We start from the raw sequence: 16,091 nt of genomic DNA on the forward strand, positions 1-16,091 counted from the left end.
ACTTTGATTTTAAAAAAACAAGATCAAAAGATCGCAGCCTGCGGCAGCGCCTACAAGGATACCGCGAGGTCAGTTAGAGACCGTAGCTCATCAGTCGATCGTAGCGGCGCTTGAGCAGCGCGTCGTTATCGAACTTCTTCAGCATCGCCAGTTGCGAACTCAACTCGGCGCGGATCGATGCGGCTGCGGCGCCCGGATCGCGGTGCGCGCCGCCCAATGGCTCGCCAATCACCTTGTCCACGATGCCAAGGCCCTTGAGGCGCTCGGCGGTGATGCCCATCGCTTCTGCGGCATCCGGTGCTTTCTCGGCGGTTTTCCACAGAATCGAAGCGCAACCTTCCGGCGAGATCACCGCGTAGGTCGAGTACTGCAACATGTTCAACTGGTCGCAGACACCGATCGCCAGTGCACCACCGGAACCACCTTCACCGATCACGGTGGCGATGATTGGGGTTTTCAGACGAGCCATGACCCGCAGGTTCCAGGCGATCGCTTCGCTCTGGTTACGCTCTTCGGCGTCGATGCCAGGGTAGGCGCCCGGGGTGTCGATGAAGGTCAGGATCGGCATTTTGAAACGCTCGGCCATTTCCATCAGACGGCAAGCCTTACGGTAGCCTTCCGGACGTGGCATGCCGAAGTTGCGGCGAACTTTCTCGCGCACTTCACGGCCCTTCTGGTGACCGATGATCATCACCGGCTGGTCGTCCAGACGGGCAATACCGCCAACGATGGCAGCGTCGTCGGAGAAGTGACGGTCACCGTGCAACTCGTCGAACTCGGTGAAGATGTGTTCGATGTAGTCCAGGGTATACGGACGTTTCGGGTGGCGCGCCAGACGTGCGATCTGCCAGCTGGTCAGCTTGCCGAAAATGTCTTCGGTCAGCGTTTTGCTCTTGTCCTGCAGGCGGGAGATCTCATCGCCGATATTCAGCGAATTGTCATTACCGACCAAGCGCAACTCTTCGATCTTGGCTTGCAGGTCGGCGATCGGCTGTTCGAAATCTAGAAAATTCGGGTTCATAGGCGTCCGTCTTGGGTCGAGTCCCAAGGGATCTTGGGCCGGCCGGTTGTCTATTCGCGCCCTACCTTAAGGGAGAGGCGCGTTGAGGTCGAGATTAAAAATTCAGGTTGCGGGCAGGCGTTCTGATATCACCTGCCGGTCAACGGTATTGGAGGAAGACGTTGTCTCGCCCGAACTGGTCACGCAGGGCTTGAATCAACGCATCCGCCGGATCGATCCGCCAGCCTTCGCCGAACTGCAACAAGGCCTTCGCATCAGGGCTGGTGTAATCCATGGTGATCGGGCACGCACCGCGGTGACGCTTCAACAGTTCACCCAGCCAGCGTAGCTGATCGCCCTTGAGGTCCTTGGCATGCAACTTCAGGCGCAGGCTTTCGGCCAGGTTGGTGCGCGCATCTTCCATGCTCATCACCCGCTTGACCCGCAACTTCAGGCCACCGGAGAAGTCGTCATTGCTGACCTCGCCTTCGACCACCACCATCGCGTCGGTCTGCAACAGCGACTGCGCGGAGTGGAATGCCTCGGAAAACAGCGAGGCCTCGATCCGTCCTGAGCGGTCGTCGAGGGTGATGAACCCCATCTTGTCGCCCTTTTTGTTCTTCATCACCCGCAAGGCGATGATCATTCCGGCGACCGTCTGGGTATCGCGCGCCGGTTTCAGGTCGATGATGCGCTGACGGGCAAAGCGACGGATTTCACCTTCGTACTCGTCGATCGGGTGACCGGTCAGGTACAGGCCGAGGGTATCTTTCTCCCCTTTCAGCCGCTCCTTGAGGGTCAGTTCCTTGGCCTTGCGGTGATTGGCGTAAACGTCGGCGTCTTCTTCGACAAACAGACCGCCGAACAGGTCGGAGTGACCGCTGTCCTGGGTGCGTGCAGTTTGTTCGGCCGCCTTGATCGCTTCTTCCATGGCCGTCAGCAGCACCGCGCGATTGCGGTCGATGTTGGCCTGGTAGGCTTTCTGCTCATCGTGGAAATACGGCCCGAGGCGATCCAGCGCGCCGCTGCGGATCAAGCCGTCGAGGGTGCGCTTGTTGATGCGCTTGAGGTCGACCCGGGCGCAGAAATCGAACAGATCCTTGAACGGACCGGCCAGACGCGCTTCGGTGATCGCCTCGACCGGGCCCTCACCCACGCCCTTGATCGCACCCAGGCCGTAGATGATCCGGCCTTCGTCGTTCACCGTGAACTTGAATTCGGACGTGTTCACGTCCGGCGCGTCGAGACGCAGCTTCATGGTCCGCACTTCTTCGATCAAGGTCACGACCTTGTCGGTGTTGTGCATATCCGCCGAAAGTACCGCGGCCATGAACGGCGCCGGGTAATGCGCTTTCAGCCATGCGGTCTGGTACGACACCAGGCCATAGGCGGCGGAGTGGGATTTGTTGAAGCCGTAACCGGCGAACTTTTCCACCAGGTCGAAAATGTTACCGGCGAGGTCCGCATCGATGTTGTTGGTGGCGCAACCTTCAATGAAGCCGCCGCGCTGCTTGGCCATTTCCTCGGGTTTTTTCTTACCCATGGCTCGACGCAGCATGTCCGCACCACCGAGGGTGTAACCGGCCATGACCTGGGCAATCTGCATCACCTGTTCCTGGTACAGGATGATGCCGTAAGTCGGTGCCAGCACCGGTTTGAGGCCTTCGTACTGGTAGTCCGAGTGCGGATATGCCAGCTCGGCGCGGCCGTGCTTACGGTTGATGAAGTCGTCCACCATGCCCGATTGCAGTGGGCCCGGACGGAACAGTGCCACCAGTGCGATCAAGTCTTCCAGGCAGTCGGGCTTGAGCTTTTTGATCAGCTCTTTCATGCCCCGGGATTCAAGCTGGAACACGGCCGTGGTTTCGGCTTTTTGCAGCAAGGTGTAGGTCGGTTTGTCATCCAGCGGGATGAACGCGATATCCAGCGGCGGTTCGTTGACCTTGGCGCGGTCGCGGTTGATGGTTTTCAGTGCCCAGTCGATGATCGTCAGGGTCCGCAGGCCGAGGAAGTCGAACTTCACCAGGCCGGCAGCTTCAACGTCATCCTTGTCGAACTGGGTTACCAGGCCGTCACCGGCCTCGTCGCAATAGATCGGCGAGAAGTCAGTCAGCTTGGTCGGCGCGATCACCACACCACCGGCGTGCTTGCCGACGTTACGCACAACGCCTTCGAGCTTTCGGGCCATCTCCCAGATTTCCGCGGCCTCTTCATCGACCTTGATGAAGTCGCGCAGGATCTCTTCCTGCTCGTAGGCCTTTTCCAGGGTCATGCCGACTTCGAACGGAATCATCTTCGACAGACGATCCGCCAGGCCATAGGACTTACCCTGCACCCGCGCCACGTCGCGGACCACAGCCTTTGCCGCCATGGAGCCGAAGGTGATGATCTGGCTTACCGCGTTGCGGCCGTACTTCTCGGCCACGTAGTCGATCACCCGGTCACGACCGTCCATGCAGAAGTCGACGTCGAAGTCGGGCATCGATACCCGTTCCGGGTTGAGGAACCGTTCGAACAGCAGGTCGTATTCCAGCGGGTCGAGGTCGGTGATCTTCTGTACGTAGGCCACCAGCGATCCGGCACCCGATCCACGGCCAGGGCCCACCGGTACGCCGTTGTTCTTGGCCCACTGGATAAAGTCCATCACGATCAGGAAGTACCCGGGGAACCCCATCTGGATGATGATATCCAGCTCGAAATTCAGCCGGTCGACATAGACCTGACGCTTGGCCTCGTAGTCTTCGGTGGTGTCCTTGGGCAGCAGAACGGAAAGTCGCTCTTCCAGGCCGTCGAAGGACACCTTGCGGAAGTACTCGTCGATGGTCATGCCATCGGGGATCGGGAAGTTGGGCAGGAAGTGCGTGCCCAGCTTCACTTCGATGTTGCAGCGCTTGGCGATCTCGACAGTGTTTTCCAGCGCCTCGGGAATATCGCTGAACAACTCGGCCATTTCCTCGGCGCTTTTGAGGTACTGCTGATCGCTGTAATTCTTCGAACGCCGCGGATCGTCGAGGGCGCGGCCCTCACCGATGCACACGCGGGTTTCGTGGGCGGCGAAGTCTTCCTGCTTGATGAAGCGCACGTCATTGGTCGCCACCAGCGGCGCACCGAGCTTCTCGGCCAGCGCCACGGCGCCGTGCAGCTGTTCTTCATCGTTCGGGCGGTTGGTTCGCTGGATTTCCAGGTAGAAACGATCCGGAAACACGTCCATCCATTCGCGGGCAAGGGTTTCGGCCTCGGCGGAGTTGCCGCTGAGCATGGCCTGGCCGATCTCGCCTTCTTTGGCCGCCGACAGCATGATCAAGCCCGCATTGGCTTCAGCGACCCATTCGCGCTCGATGATGATCGCGCCATTGCGCTGACCATCTATATAGCCGCGGGAAATCAGTTCGGTGAGGTTGCGATAGCCTTCGGCGTTCATCACCAGCAGGCTGATCCGGCTCAGCGGGTTGTCCGGATCCTTGTTCGACAGCCACAGGTCGGCGCCGCAGATCGGCTTGATCCCGGCACCCATGGCGTTTTTATAGAATTTGACCAGGGAACACATGTTGTTCTGGTCGGTGACCGCTACGGCAGGCATGTTCATGCCGACCAGGGTCTTGACCAGCGGCTTGATCCGCACCAGACCGTCGACCAGGGAGTATTCAGTGTGCAGGCGTAGGTGAACGAATGAAGCCGGCATAGTGATCCTGCGTTAAGTCATGAAAACAACAAGGCCCGGATTGTACCGGGCCTTGGTAAAAAAAATCAGCCTCGCGACTAACTCTCGATGAGACCTTCCCGCGCCTCATACGCCAGCCGCACCGGAGCAAACGAACGCCGGTGAATCGGGGTCGGCCCAAGTCGTGCCAGCGCTTCCAGATGAACGGGCGTCGGGTAGCCTTTATGCCCGCCGATACCGTAACCCGGATAAATCAATTCGAACGCAGCCATTTCTCGGTCGCGACTGACCTTGGCCAGAATTGATGCGGCAGCGATGGCTGGAACCTTGCTATCGCCCTTGACCACGGCTTCGGAGCGCATCGGCAGTTTCGGGCAACGGTTGCCGTCGATCATCGCCAGTTTCGGCTGGACATGCAGCCCGGCGACCGCACGCTGCATGGCCAGCATGGTGGCGTGCAGGATATTGAGTTCGTCGATTTCTTCGACTTCGGCGCGAGCGATACACCAGCTCAGGGCTTTTTCGCAGATTTCGTCGTAGAGCTTTTCGCGGCGGGCTTCGGTGAGTTTCTTCGAGTCGTTCAGGCCGAGGATCGGGCGGTTCGGATCAAGGATCACCGCTGCTGTCACTACCGCACCACAGAGCGGGCCGCGACCGACTTCATCGACACCGGCAACCAACTCTTCGACTTGCGCGACCAAGGTGAAATCCAGCCCCATCTGCATGCTTGTTTTACTCATTTAACTTGGCCGATCAGGTTCAGAACTGCGTCCGCAGCCTGGTTGGAGGCATCCAGACGCAGGGTCCGGTGAATCTCATCAAAGCCACGGGTCTGCTCTTCACCGCCTTCGATCAGCGGTGACAAGGTCTGGGCCAGCGCTTCGACCGTGGCATCGTCCTGCAACAACTCGGGTACCAACAGACGCTGGGCCAACAAGTTCGGCAATGAAATGTAGGGGCTTTTCACCATGCGCTTGAGAATCCAGAACGTCAGCGGCGCCAGACGGTAGGCAACCACCATCGGCCGCTTGTACAGCAATGCTTCAAGCGTTGCGGTTCCGGAGGCAATCAGCACGGCGTCGCAGGCTGCCAGGGCCAGATGGGAGTCGCCATCGAGCAAGGTCAGCGGCAGATCACGACCGGCCAGCAACTCCTCCAACTGAGCCCGGCGCTGCGGACTGGCGCAAGGCATGACAAACCGCACGCCCGGGCGCAGCGCACGCAAGCGCTGGGCGGTATCAAGGAACAACGCGCCGAGTCGGCCAACTTCACCACCGCGGCTGCCGGGCATCAACGCCACCAGCGGCCCGTCAGGCAAACCAAGTTCGGCCCGCGCTGCGGTGCGATCGGCTTCGAGTGGAATGGCGTCGGCCAGGGTATGACCGACGAACCGCACCGGTACGTCCTTCTCTTCGTAGAATTTAGCTTCGAACGGGAATAGCGTGAGCATCAGGTCGCAACCTTCGCGAATCTTCAGCACCCGTTTCTGCCGCCAGGCCCAGACCGACGGGCTGACGTAATGCACGGTCTTGATCCCGGCTTGACGCAGCTTGAGTTCGATATTGAGGTTGAAGTCTGGCGCGTCGATACCGATGAACACATCGGGTTTCGCGTCGATCAGGTCGGCGACCAGCTTCTTGCGCCGTGCCAGCAACTCGCGTAACCGGCCCAGCACTTCCACCAGGCCCATGACGGACAGACGTTCCATCGGGAAGTACGGGGTCAGGCCTTCGGCCTGCATCAGCGGACCACCCACACCGATGAACTCGACAGCCGGGTGACGAGCCTTGAGCGCGCGCATGAGACCCGCACCCAGAATGTCACCGGAAGCCTCACCCGCTACCAGCGCAATACGCAGATTGGCCATGATTAGCGGGTAATGCCGCGGGTCGAAGACTGGATGGAGTCGCGGAACACCGCTACTTCCGGGAACTGCGCAGAAGGCTCGGCCAGTTCGACGAGCGCCTGTTCCACGGTCAGACCCTGGCGGTACACCACCTTGTAGGCACGACGCAGCGCGTGGATCGCATCTTCGCTGAAACCGCGACGGCGCATGCCCTCAAAGTTCATACTACGGGCTTCGGCAGGGTTACCGAACACAGTGACATAGGCAGGAACATCCTTGCCGATCGCCGTCCCCATGCCTGAGAAGCTGTGGGCGCCAATGTGGCAATACTGGTGAACCAGGGTAAAACCGGAAAGGATTGCCCAGTCTTCCACATGCACATGGCCCGCCAGTGCAGTGTTGTTGACCAGGATGCAGTGGTTGCCGATAACGCTGTCGTGGCCGATGTGGGCATACGCCATGATCAGGTTGTGATCGCCCAGGGTCGTTTCCGAACGGTCCTGGATGGTGCCGCGGTGAATCGTCACGCCTTCACGGATGACGTTGTGATCACCGATCACCAGGCGGGTTTCCTCGCCCTTGTACTTCAGGTCAGGTGTGTCTTCGCCCACCGAGGAAAACTGGTAGATGCGATTGTGCTTACCGATTCGCGTCGGACCCTTGAGAATCACGTGTGGCCCGATGACTGTCCCCTCGCCGATTTCCACACCTGCGCCGACGATCGACCACGGGCCGACCTCGACGCCGTCAGCCAGAACGGCCGTCGGATCGATGATTGCACGAGGGTCAATCAAACTCATAGCTTGCGTTCCGCGCAGATGATTTCAGCGGAGCAGACAGGCTTGCCATCGACCGAAGCCTGGCATTCGAACTTCCAGATCTGACGCTTGCAGCTGATGAACTTGGCTTCAAGGATCAGCTGATCGCCTGGCAGAACCGGCTGGCGGAAGCGCAGCTTGTCCGAACCGACGAAGTAATAGAGCGTGCCGTCGGCCGGTTTCACGTCGAGCATTTTGAAACCAAGGATCCCGGCAGCCTGAGCCATTGCTTCGATGATCAATACGCCCGGCATGATTGGATGCGCAGGGAAGTGACCGTTGAAGAATGGTTCGTTGATGCTGACATTCTTGTAGGCACGAATGCGCTTGCCTTCAACATCCAGCTCCACTACCCGGTCCACCAGCAGGAACGGGTAACGGTGAGGCAGGTATTCGCGAATCTCGTTGATGTCCATCATTTCGGGGGGAAGCCTATGTAAAGATTGGGAGCGCGCGACTGACGCGCACCCCTCTAGCAAATCAAGGAGGCAGTCTAGCGGCTGTGCACACTTGATATGGAAATGGTATCAGCCATCTGATGAAGCATTACCGTCAGGGGTCACTTCCCCTACTTGCTTTTCCAGCTGGCGCAGACGTCGCGCGATGTCATCGAGCTGACGAATGCGTGCCGCGCTTTTGCGCCACTCGGCTGCCGGCTGCATGGCCGTACCGGAAGAATAGGCACCTGGCTCGGTAATCGAGTGGGTTACCATGGTCATCCCGGTAATGAAAACGTTGTCACAAATGTCGATGTGCCCCACCAGCCCTACGCCACCGGCGAGCATGCAGTGCTTGCCGATCCTGGTGCTGCCGGAGATCCCGACGCACGCCGCCATGGCGGTGTGATCACCGACCTGAACGTTGTGGGCAATCTGAATCTGGTTGTCGAGCTTCACACCGTTGCCGATGATGGTATCGGCCAGCGCACCGCGATCTATAGCTGTATTCACGCCGATTTCAACGTCATCGCCGATCAACACGCCACCGATCTGGGCGATTTTCTGCCAGATACCTTTTTCATTGGCAAAACCAAAGCCTTCGCCTCCGAGCACCGCTCCGGACTGAATGACGACCCGTTTGCCGACGCGAACGTCGTGATACAGGGTCACACGCGGCGCGAGCCAGCCACCCTCACCCACCACGCTGCGAGCACCGATGAAGCAATGCGCGCCGACAGTCGTACCGGCTGCAACCTGCGCACCGCTTTCGATCACCACAAAAGCACCGATACTCGCCGCAGGATCGACTACCGCATCCGCAGCGATCACTGCCGTGGGATGTATGCCGGCAGCGGCCTTGGGCTTGGGATCGAACAGGTGAGAAACACGCGCGTAGGCTGCGTACGGATCCGGCACCACCAGCACATCCCCGCAATGACCTTCGGCGTCAGCGGCTTTGAGCAACAGGGCTGCAGCCTGACTGCCTGCCAGGTACTTACGGTATTGGGGGTTTGCAAGAAAGCTCAACTGAGCTGGGCCAGCCTCCTGCAAGGTGGCTAGCCCAGTAATTGCTTTCTCGGGGTCGCCACGTAGCGTGGCGCCGAGGAACTCGGCCAGCTGGCCGAGCTTAATGGTCACGGTCATAGGTTACTTCAGCTGATTCATGCGCTCGATAACCTGGCGAGTGATGTCGTACTGCGGCTTGACATCAATCACTGCGCCACGCTCGAAGACCAGGTCAAAAGCACCTTTCTTGATGACTTCTTCCACAGCGCTGTCCAGTTTCGGCTTGAGCTGTTTCAGCATTTCACGGTCGGCAACGGCTTTAGCTTCGTTCAGCTCCTTGGACTGGAACTGGAAGTCACGGGCCTTTTGCTTGAATTCAAGCTCCAGACGCTCCCGTTCGCCCTGCTGCATTTTGTCGCCACCGGCCATCAGGCGGTCCTGAATGCCCTTGGCGCTGGTTTCCAGCGCCTTGAGCTTGGTCAGCTGAGGACCGAACTTCTTCTCGGCATCCACGGCGTATTTCTTGGCCGCGTCAGACTCCAGCAAAGCCATCTGATAGTTCAGAACAGCAATTTTCATGTCGGCGAACGCCGGACCTGCTACCAGTACGGTCGCCAGGAGAACCAATTGAGTCAACTTACGCACGATGCACTCCTACAAAATCCATTGTCGTTATTTTGGGACAGACGCTTAGAACGTCTGGCCAAGAGAGAATTGGAACACTTGAGTCTCAGCGTTATCCGGTTTCTTGACTGGCATGGCCAACGCGAAACTCAGAGGACCCAGTGCGGTGACCCACGTCACACCTACACCGACGGAACTGGCCAGGTTGCTCAGACTGACATCGTTGCACTGCGTGTTGGACTTCGACGCAGGGTTGGTATTGGTCGTCTGCTCGCACTTGGAGTCGAACACGTTACCCACATCCCAGAATACCGAGGTACGCAGGGATCGTTGATCCTTGACGAATGGCAGCGGGAACAGAATCTCAGCACCACCTTGAATCAGGACGTTACCACCGAACGGCAGTGGATCCTGGTCCGGGTCAGCAAGAGTACCCGGGTTGCCAGTGCTGAGTGCGCCGCGGCTCGGAGTACTACGCGGCCCCAATGTACTGTCCTTGAAGCCACGAACCGAGTTGAAACCACCAGCATAGTAGTTTTCATAGAATGGCAAGCCATCGGTCGAACCGTAACCGTCGCCATAACCCAATTCGGTGTGCAAGCGCATGGTGTAGTTGTCAGACAATGGCTGGAACAACTGGCCACGGTAATCGAGTTTGAAGAACGACAGGTCGCTACCCGGTACGGTGACTTCCGCCGTCAAGCTTTGAGAATGACCACGGGTCGCCAATACGCCTTTGTTCAAGGTGGACTCGGACCAGCCGGCCGAAGCCTTGAAGTTCAGGTACTGATCGCCTTCACGGTTAACGAAGTCGAAAATCTCGTCGACGGTGTATTGACCGGTCTTGATCTTGTCCTGTTGCCCAGTCAGGCCGAAGGTCAGACGCGAAGTCTCGCTGATCGGGTAGCCGACGCTCACCCCTGCACCCAGGCTATCCACGGCATAGCTCGCTACATCGACGTCGAGGTCGTTGTAGTCGGTGGTGCGGTAGAAGGCGTTGTAACCCAGGCTCACGCCATCAGCCGTCCAGTAGGGGTCGACAAAACCAAAGTTGTAACGCGTCTGGTACTGGCTTTTGGTCAAGCCGACGCTGACCTTGTTACCGGTACCCAGGAAGTTGTTCTGGGTGATCGAGCCACCGAGGATCAGACCGGCACTCTGGGCGAAACCGACGCTGGCGGTAATCGAACCGGAGGCTTGCTCTTCAACGCTGTAGTTGACGTCCACCTGGTCATCGACACCCGGCACGGCCGGGGTTTCAACGTTGACTTCCTTGAAGAAACCCAGACGTTCCAGACGGGTCTTGGATTGGTCGATCAGGTAGGTCGAAGCCCAGCCGCCTTCCATCTGGCGCATTTCACGACGCAGCACTTCGTCTTCGGACTTGGTGTTGCCACGGAAGTTGATGCGGTTCACGTAAGCACGCTTGCCCGGATCGACCGCGAACAGGATGTCTACGGTGTGATCTTCATCGTGCGGTTGAGGCACGCCATTGACGTTGGCAAAGGTATAGCCCTCGTTACCCAGACGGCGGGTGATCAGTTCGGAGGTGGTGGTCATCAGCTTGCGCGAGAACACCTGGCCTTTTTGCACCAGCAGCAGGGACTTGACCTGGTCTTCAGGGACTTTCAGGTCGCCACTGAGTTTGACGTCACGAACGGTGTATTTCTCGCCTTCGTTGACGTTGACGGTGATGTAGACGTGTTTCTTGTCCGGAGTAATGGATACCTGGGTCGAAGCGATATCCATGTTGATATAGCCACGGTCCAGGTAGTAGGAACGCAGACGCTCCAGGTCACCGGACAGCTTTTCACGGGCGTACTTGTCGTCGTTCTTGAAGAACGACAACCAGTTGGTGGTCTTGAGTTCGAACAGGTCGATCAGGTCTTCATCGGGGAAAACCGTGTTGCCCACCACGTTGATGTGCTGGATAGCGGCAACCGTACCTTCGTTGATGTTGACCTTCAGGCCAACGCGGTTACGCGGTTGCGGCACCACTTCGGTGTCGACGGTAGCCGAGTAGCGACCCTGGGCGACGTACTGGCGCTGCAGTTCGTTACGAACACCTTCAAGGGTGGCACGCTGGAATATCTCGCCTTCGGCCAGACCGGATTGCTTGAGGCCTTTCATCAGGTCTTCGGTAGAGATCGCCTTGTTACCTTCGATCTCGATACTTGCAACAGACGGGCGCTCGACTACCGTGATGACCAGGACGTTGCCATCGCGGCCCAGCTGGATATCTTGAAAGAAACCGGTTTTGAACAACGCACGAGTGGATTCCACCAGGCGACGATCATCCGCCTGTTCACCGACGTTCAACGGCAAAGCACCAAAGACGCTACCCGCGGAGACCCGCTGGAGGCCATTGACGCGAATATCAGAGATAGTGAAGGACTCGGCGTGAACTTCGGCGATCATCAATACGGTGAGAACCGCAGTTAGCAGCAGACGTTTCATGAAGTCCTTTCTTATTCCAACTGGCAATAAACAAACTGCCGCAAAATGCGGCAGATTCGCAATTCAGCGAAGCGTTACAATCGACCCAGATCATTGACCAGAGCAAGCAACATCACCCCGATCACCAAACTGATACCGATCTGTACCCCCCAACCTTGCACCCGATCCGACAAGGGACGACCACGCGCCCACTCGATCAGATAAAACAACAAATGCCCCCCATCCAGTACCGGAATGGGCAACAAATTCAGAACGCCCAGGCTAATACTCAGATAAGCAAGGAAATTCAGGAAATCAGCAACACCCGACTGGGCCGAAGCGCCCGCCACTTTAGCAATGGTTATCGGTCCACTCAAGTTTTTTACCGAGAGCTCGCCGAACAACATTTTCTTCAGAGAATCAAGGGTCAGCACGCTCATGGTCCAGGTGCGTCGAGCCCCCTCGCCAATCGCTGCCAACGGCCCGTAACTGACCTCGCGGATCATCTCCGGCGGCCAATCGACAGCCTTCACCCCCGCCCCCAGGTATCCGCTGGGTGATTTGCGCTCGCCGCGAGCGGCCAGCGTCACCGGGACGTCGATTTGAGCACCGTCGCGCTCAACCCGCAGCATGATTTTGGTATCAGGATGCATACGGACGGTATCGACGACCTGCTGCCAGTCATCCAGCGTACGACCATCAAGCGCCAGCAACCGGTCACCCGTCTTCAGGCCGGCAGCCTGAGCTGGCCCCTTTGGATCGAGTTCAGCCAGGACAGGCGGCAATGCCGGGCGCCACGGGCGAATCCCCAACGAGTGGATAGGGTCGGGCTCGTCAGCCCCTTTGAGCCATTTGTTCAGCGCAAGTTCACGAGGAGAATCAGCCGTGGACCCCTGTTCGCGAACCATTATCTGCAACGAGCCGCTTTCACCCAGGCGACGAACCAATTGCAGATTCACCTCCGCCCAGCCGGAAGTCGCCTCACCATCAATGGCCACGATTTCCTGGCCGGGGCTCAAACCGGCCTTGGCCGCAATACTGCCGGACTCGACAGCCCCGATGACTGGACGCACCTGCTCGCTGCCGAGCATTGCCAAACCCCAGAAGAACACCAATGCCAGCAGGAAATTGGCTATCGGCCCTGCAGCTACAATGGCAATGCGCTGACGAACGGATTTGCGATTGAAGGTCTGGCCGAGCTGATCGAGGGGGACCTCACCCTCGCGCTCGTCGAGCATTTTGACGTAGCCGCCCAACGGGATCGCGGCGACGACGAATTCGGTGCCTTGCTTGTCGTGCCAGCGCAGCAAAGGCATGCCGAAGCCTACGGAGAAACGCAGCACTTTGACCCCACAACGACGCGCGACCCAAAAATGGCCGAACTCGTGGAAGGTAACCAGCACACCCAGAGCGACCAGGGTGCCGACAATCATATAGAGCGCGCTCATCTACTTTCTCCGCAATCCGATCCGCTGCTGCCTGGGCCAACTATCCGCAGCATTTACCGCCCGTGACGACTCAACCATTGTCCGGCCAGCAATCGCGCTTTCGCGTCTGCCGTGAACACTGCCTCGAGATCACCCACTGCTACTACGGGCTCAAGATTCAATACTTCTTCGATGATACTCGCGATTTCCGGGTAACGAACCCGTTCGTCGAGAAATGCCGCCACCGCCACTTCGTTCGCCGCATTGAGCATCGCCGGCGCGCTGTTCCCCGCCTCGGCTGCCTGACGGGCCAAACGCAGGCAAGGGAAACGCTCTTCATCCGGTGCCTGAAAATCCAGCCGCGCAATGGCAAACAGATCCAGCGGAGCCACACCCGAGTCAATCCGCTCCGGCCAGGCCAGGGCATTGGCGATGGGCGTGCGCATGTCCGGATTACCCAACTGCGCCAGAACAGAACCATCGACGTAGTCGACCAGCGAATGGATCACACTTTGCGGGTGAACCACCACCTCGACCTGGGATGGCCTGGCATCGAACAGCCAGCAGGCCTCGATCAACTCAAGCCCCTTGTTCATCATGCTGGCCGAGTCAACGGAGATTTTTCGCCCCATGGACCAGTTCGGGTGCGCACACGCCTGATCGGGAGAAACATGCGCCAGTTCAGCTATTGGCGTCTGCCGGAACGGACCGCCGGAAGCTGTCAGCAGAATCCGACGTACACCGACCGCCTCGAGGCCACGAGCATAATCGAGCGGCATGCACTGAAAAATCGCGTTGTGCTCGCTATCGATCGGCAGCAACACCGAACCGCTCTTGCGCACCGCCTGCATAAACAGCGCGCCGGACATGACCAGTGCTTCTTTATTGGCCAGGAGGATCTTTTTGCCAGCCTCGACCGCCGCCAGTGTCGGGCGCAATCCCGCTGCACCGACGATGGCCGCCATGACCGTATCGACTTCCGGATCGGAAGCGACCTGACACAAACCTTCCTCACCCACCAGAACACGGGTCGAAAGACCTGCTGCGCGCAAATCATCCTGCAAGGTGCGGGCAGCAGCGACCTCAGGCACGACAGCAAATCGCGGCACATGGCGCACGCACAGCGCCAGCAATTCACTCAAGCGGCTGAAGCCACTCAAGGCAAAGACCTGATAACGGTCAGGATGGCGAGCGATGACGTCGAGCGTACTCAGGCCAATCGAGCCGGTCGCACCCAGAACGGTAATCTGTTGCGAGCGGCTCATGGGGCCGCCATCCACAGCAGCACGGCAAATACCGGAATCGCTGCTGTCAGGCTGTCGATACGATCCAGCACGCCGCCGTGCCCCGGAAGCAGATTGCTGCTGTCCTTGATCCCGGACTGGCGCTTGAACATGCTCTCAGTGAGGTCGCCCACCACCGAAATGAACACGATCAGCGCGGCACCGATCAGCCCTTTGAGCAGCTCGGCCACCGTCCAGTCGCGCACCAGGGCAACCATTGCGGTAATCACCAGACTCAGCGCCAGACCACCGTAAACGCCTTCCCAGCTCTTGCCCGGACTGACCTGCGGTGCGAGCTTGCGCTTGCCGAAAGCACGACCAGAGAAGTAGGCGCCAACATCGGCCCCCCAGACCAACACCATCACCGCCATGATCAGCCAGTTACCCAGCGGGTATTGCTTGATCTGCACCAGACCTTGCCAGGCCGGCAGGAGAATCAACAGGCCGATCACCAACCTGGTCGCCGCATTGGACCAATGCTCGCTCGAATGCGGATAGGTCAGCACCAGATACGTCGCCACCGCCCACCACAACACCGAAGCACCCAATACCCAAGGCGCGAGGCCGGGCAGGATGTACATGAGGAACAGTGCAAAAGCGACCAAGGCGGCATAGCCGACGCGGAACGCCTGAGCGGCGAAACCCGCCAGGCGCGCCCACTCCCAGGCACCCAGGGTCACGACCAGCCCGATGAACAGTGCAAAACCGAAACCTTCAAGCAGGAAAAACCCGCACAGGGCAATCGGCAGCAGGATCAGCGCGGTGATGATTCGTTGTTTAAGCATTAAACCCGGGCTCCAGCCTCGACCTGCTCGCTCGTTTTACCGAAGCGGCGCTGGCGGGAAGCGAAATCGGCCAGCGCATTGCGCATGGCATCGTGTTTGAAGTCCGGCCAGAACAGGTCGGAAAAATACAACTCGGCATAGGCCAGTTGCCAGAGCAGGAAGTTGCTGATGCGGCGCTCGCCACCGGTACGGATACACAGGTCCGGCAACGGCAGGTCGCCCGTGACCAGGCAGGTCTGCAGCAGACCAGGTGTGATGTCTTCCGGACGCAAGTGCCCGGCCTGAACTTCTCGTGCCAGTCGTTGCGCAGCTTGCGCAATATCCCACTGACCGCCGTAATTGGCGGCGATCTGCAGGATAAAACGATTGGCGCCAACCGTCATGGCCTCGGCTTCACGCATGGCAGCCTGCAGCTCCGGATGAAAACGCGAGCGGTCACCAATGATGCGCAGGCTGATGTTGTTGTCGTTGAGGCGCTTGGCCTCACGACGCAGCGCCCTGAAGAACAGATCCATCAAGGCGCTGACCTCATCGGCCGGACGCTGCCAGTTCTCGCTGGAAAAGGCGAACAGGGTCAACACTTCGACCTTGGCCTCGGCACAAACCTCAATGACCGCACGCACCGCATCCACACCCGCTTTATGCCCGGCGACACCCGGCATAAAGCGCTTTTTCGCCCAGCGATTGTTACCATCCATGATAATCGCGACATGGCGCGGCACCGCGGACGGTGCAGTCTGCTTGGTCTTTTCCATGAAAACGCGAC

13 protein-coding genes are annotated in these 16,091 nt (G+C 58.9%); all 13 read right to left on the bottom strand.

The window, feature by feature from the left end; all coding sequences use genetic code 11:
- Positions 1-73: 73 nt before the first annotated feature.
- The 13 genes from AC1D19_RS17305 to uppS all read right to left on the bottom strand — a co-directional run bounded on the left by AC1D19_RS17305 (position 74) and on the right by uppS (position 16,080).
- Positions 74-1,021 carry an acetyl-CoA carboxylase carboxyltransferase subunit alpha gene (locus AC1D19_RS17305; RefSeq protein ID WP_477763880.1) on the bottom strand — a complete coding sequence of 316 codons (948 nt, stop codon included), beginning with the start codon at positions 1,019-1,021 and terminating at the stop codon, positions 74-76.
- A 139-nt stretch (positions 1,022-1,160) separates the two neighbouring features.
- Positions 1,161-4,682 carry a DNA polymerase III subunit alpha gene (dnaE, locus tag AC1D19_RS17310; protein WP_477763881.1) on the bottom strand — a complete coding sequence of 1,174 codons (3,522 nt, stop codon included), beginning with the start codon at positions 4,680-4,682 and terminating at the stop codon, positions 1,161-1,163.
- Positions 4,683-4,759: 77 nt separating this feature from the next.
- Positions 4,760-5,386 (bottom strand): ribonuclease HII, encoded by a 627-nt coding sequence (rnhB, locus tag AC1D19_RS17315; protein WP_477755709.1) that lies wholly within the window; start codon positions 5,384-5,386, stop codon positions 4,760-4,762.
- A gap of 11 nt (positions 5,387-5,397) precedes the next feature.
- Positions 5,398-6,528, bottom strand: a complete 1,131-nt coding sequence (gene lpxB, locus AC1D19_RS17320) for a lipid-A-disaccharide synthase (protein ID WP_477763882.1) — start codon at positions 6,526-6,528, stop codon at positions 5,398-5,400.
- 2 nt (positions 6,529-6,530) lie between these two features.
- On the bottom strand, positions 6,531-7,307 hold the full coding sequence (lpxA, locus tag AC1D19_RS17325) for an acyl-ACP--UDP-N-acetylglucosamine O-acyltransferase (protein WP_046041139.1): 777 nt from the start codon (positions 7,305-7,307) through the stop codon (positions 6,531-6,533).
- On the bottom strand, positions 7,304-7,744 hold the full coding sequence (gene fabZ, locus AC1D19_RS17330) for a 3-hydroxyacyl-ACP dehydratase FabZ (RefSeq protein WP_007978374.1): 441 nt from the start codon (positions 7,742-7,744) through the stop codon (positions 7,304-7,306). Before fabZ ends, lpxA begins: the two co-directional genes overlap by 4 nt.
- Positions 7,745-7,852: 108 nt before the next feature.
- The gene (gene lpxD, locus AC1D19_RS17335) at positions 7,853-8,908 is read right to left on the bottom strand and encodes a UDP-3-O-(3-hydroxymyristoyl)glucosamine N-acyltransferase (protein ID WP_108216664.1); all 1,056 of its coding nucleotides are present in this window, start codon (positions 8,906-8,908) and stop codon (positions 7,853-7,855) included.
- Positions 8,909-8,911: 3 nt separating this feature from the next.
- Positions 8,912-9,415 (bottom strand): OmpH/Skp family outer membrane protein, encoded by a 504-nt coding sequence (locus AC1D19_RS17340; RefSeq protein ID WP_046041136.1) that lies wholly within the window; start codon positions 9,413-9,415, stop codon positions 8,912-8,914.
- A 45-nt stretch (positions 9,416-9,460) separates the two neighbouring features.
- On the bottom strand, positions 9,461-11,851 hold the full coding sequence (gene bamA / locus AC1D19_RS17345) for an outer membrane protein assembly factor BamA (protein ID WP_477763883.1): 2,391 nt from the start codon (positions 11,849-11,851) through the stop codon (positions 9,461-9,463).
- A gap of 74 nt (positions 11,852-11,925) precedes the next feature.
- A complete protein-coding gene (rseP, locus tag AC1D19_RS17350; RefSeq protein ID WP_477763884.1) occupies positions 11,926-13,278 on the bottom strand; it encodes a sigma E protease regulator RseP in 1,353 nt (450 codons plus the stop codon).
- A gap of 53 nt (positions 13,279-13,331) precedes the next feature.
- Positions 13,332-14,522 carry a 1-deoxy-D-xylulose-5-phosphate reductoisomerase gene (gene ispC / locus AC1D19_RS17355; protein ID WP_477756750.1) on the bottom strand — a complete coding sequence of 397 codons (1,191 nt, stop codon included), beginning with the start codon at positions 14,520-14,522 and terminating at the stop codon, positions 13,332-13,334.
- Positions 14,519-15,325 (bottom strand): phosphatidate cytidylyltransferase, encoded by an 807-nt coding sequence (locus AC1D19_RS17360; RefSeq protein WP_477759819.1) that lies wholly within the window; start codon positions 15,323-15,325, stop codon positions 14,519-14,521. The genes ispC and AC1D19_RS17360 overlap by 4 nt, the downstream gene beginning before the upstream one ends.
- A complete protein-coding gene (gene uppS, locus AC1D19_RS17365) occupies positions 15,325-16,080 on the bottom strand; it encodes a polyprenyl diphosphate synthase (protein ID WP_477755110.1) in 756 nt (251 codons plus the stop codon). Before uppS ends, AC1D19_RS17360 begins: the two co-directional genes overlap by 1 nt.
- Positions 16,081-16,091: the final 11 nt, after the last annotated feature.

The organism is Pseudomonas sp. P1_C12 (genome assembly GCF_056406435.1).

What these genes read in the sequence shown, in the direction of transcription:
- rseP (WP_477763884.1), bottom strand. Translation starts at nt 13,278, where the DNA reads ATGAGCGCGCTCTATATGATTGTCGGCACCCTGGTCGCTCTGGGTGTG.
- AC1D19_RS17360 (WP_477759819.1), bottom strand. Translation starts at nt 15,325, where the DNA reads ATGCTTAAACAACGAATCATCACCGCGCTGATCCTGCTGCCGATTGCC.
- fabZ (WP_007978374.1), bottom strand. Translation starts at nt 7,744, where the DNA reads ATGATGGACATCAACGAGATTCGCGAATACCTGCCTCACCGTTACCCG.
- dnaE (WP_477763881.1), bottom strand. Translation starts at nt 4,682, where the DNA reads ATGCCGGCTTCATTCGTTCACCTACGCCTGCACACTGAATACTCCCTG.
- lpxB (WP_477763882.1), bottom strand. Translation starts at nt 6,528, where the DNA reads ATGGCCAATCTGCGTATTGCGCTGGTAGCGGGTGAGGCTTCCGGTGAC.
- lpxA (WP_046041139.1), bottom strand. Translation starts at nt 7,307, where the DNA reads ATGAGTTTGATTGACCCTCGTGCAATCATCGATCCGACGGCCGTTCTG.
- lpxD (WP_108216664.1), bottom strand. Translation starts at nt 8,908, where the DNA reads ATGACCGTGACCATTAAGCTCGGCCAGCTGGCCGAGTTCCTCGGCGCC.
- ispC (WP_477756750.1), bottom strand. Translation starts at nt 14,522, where the DNA reads ATGAGCCGCTCGCAACAGATTACCGTTCTGGGTGCGACCGGCTCGATT.
- bamA (WP_477763883.1), bottom strand. Translation starts at nt 11,851, where the DNA reads ATGAAACGTCTGCTGCTAACTGCGGTTCTCACCGTATTGATGATCGCC.
- rnhB (WP_477755709.1), bottom strand. Translation starts at nt 5,386, where the DNA reads ATGCAGATGGGGCTGGATTTCACCTTGGTCGCGCAAGTCGAAGAGTTG.
- uppS (WP_477755110.1), bottom strand. Translation starts at nt 16,080, where the DNA reads ATGGAAAAGACCAAGCAGACTGCACCGTCCGCGGTGCCGCGCCATGTC.
- AC1D19_RS17305 (WP_477763880.1), bottom strand. Translation starts at nt 1,021, where the DNA reads ATGAACCCGAATTTTCTAGATTTCGAACAGCCGATCGCCGACCTGCAA.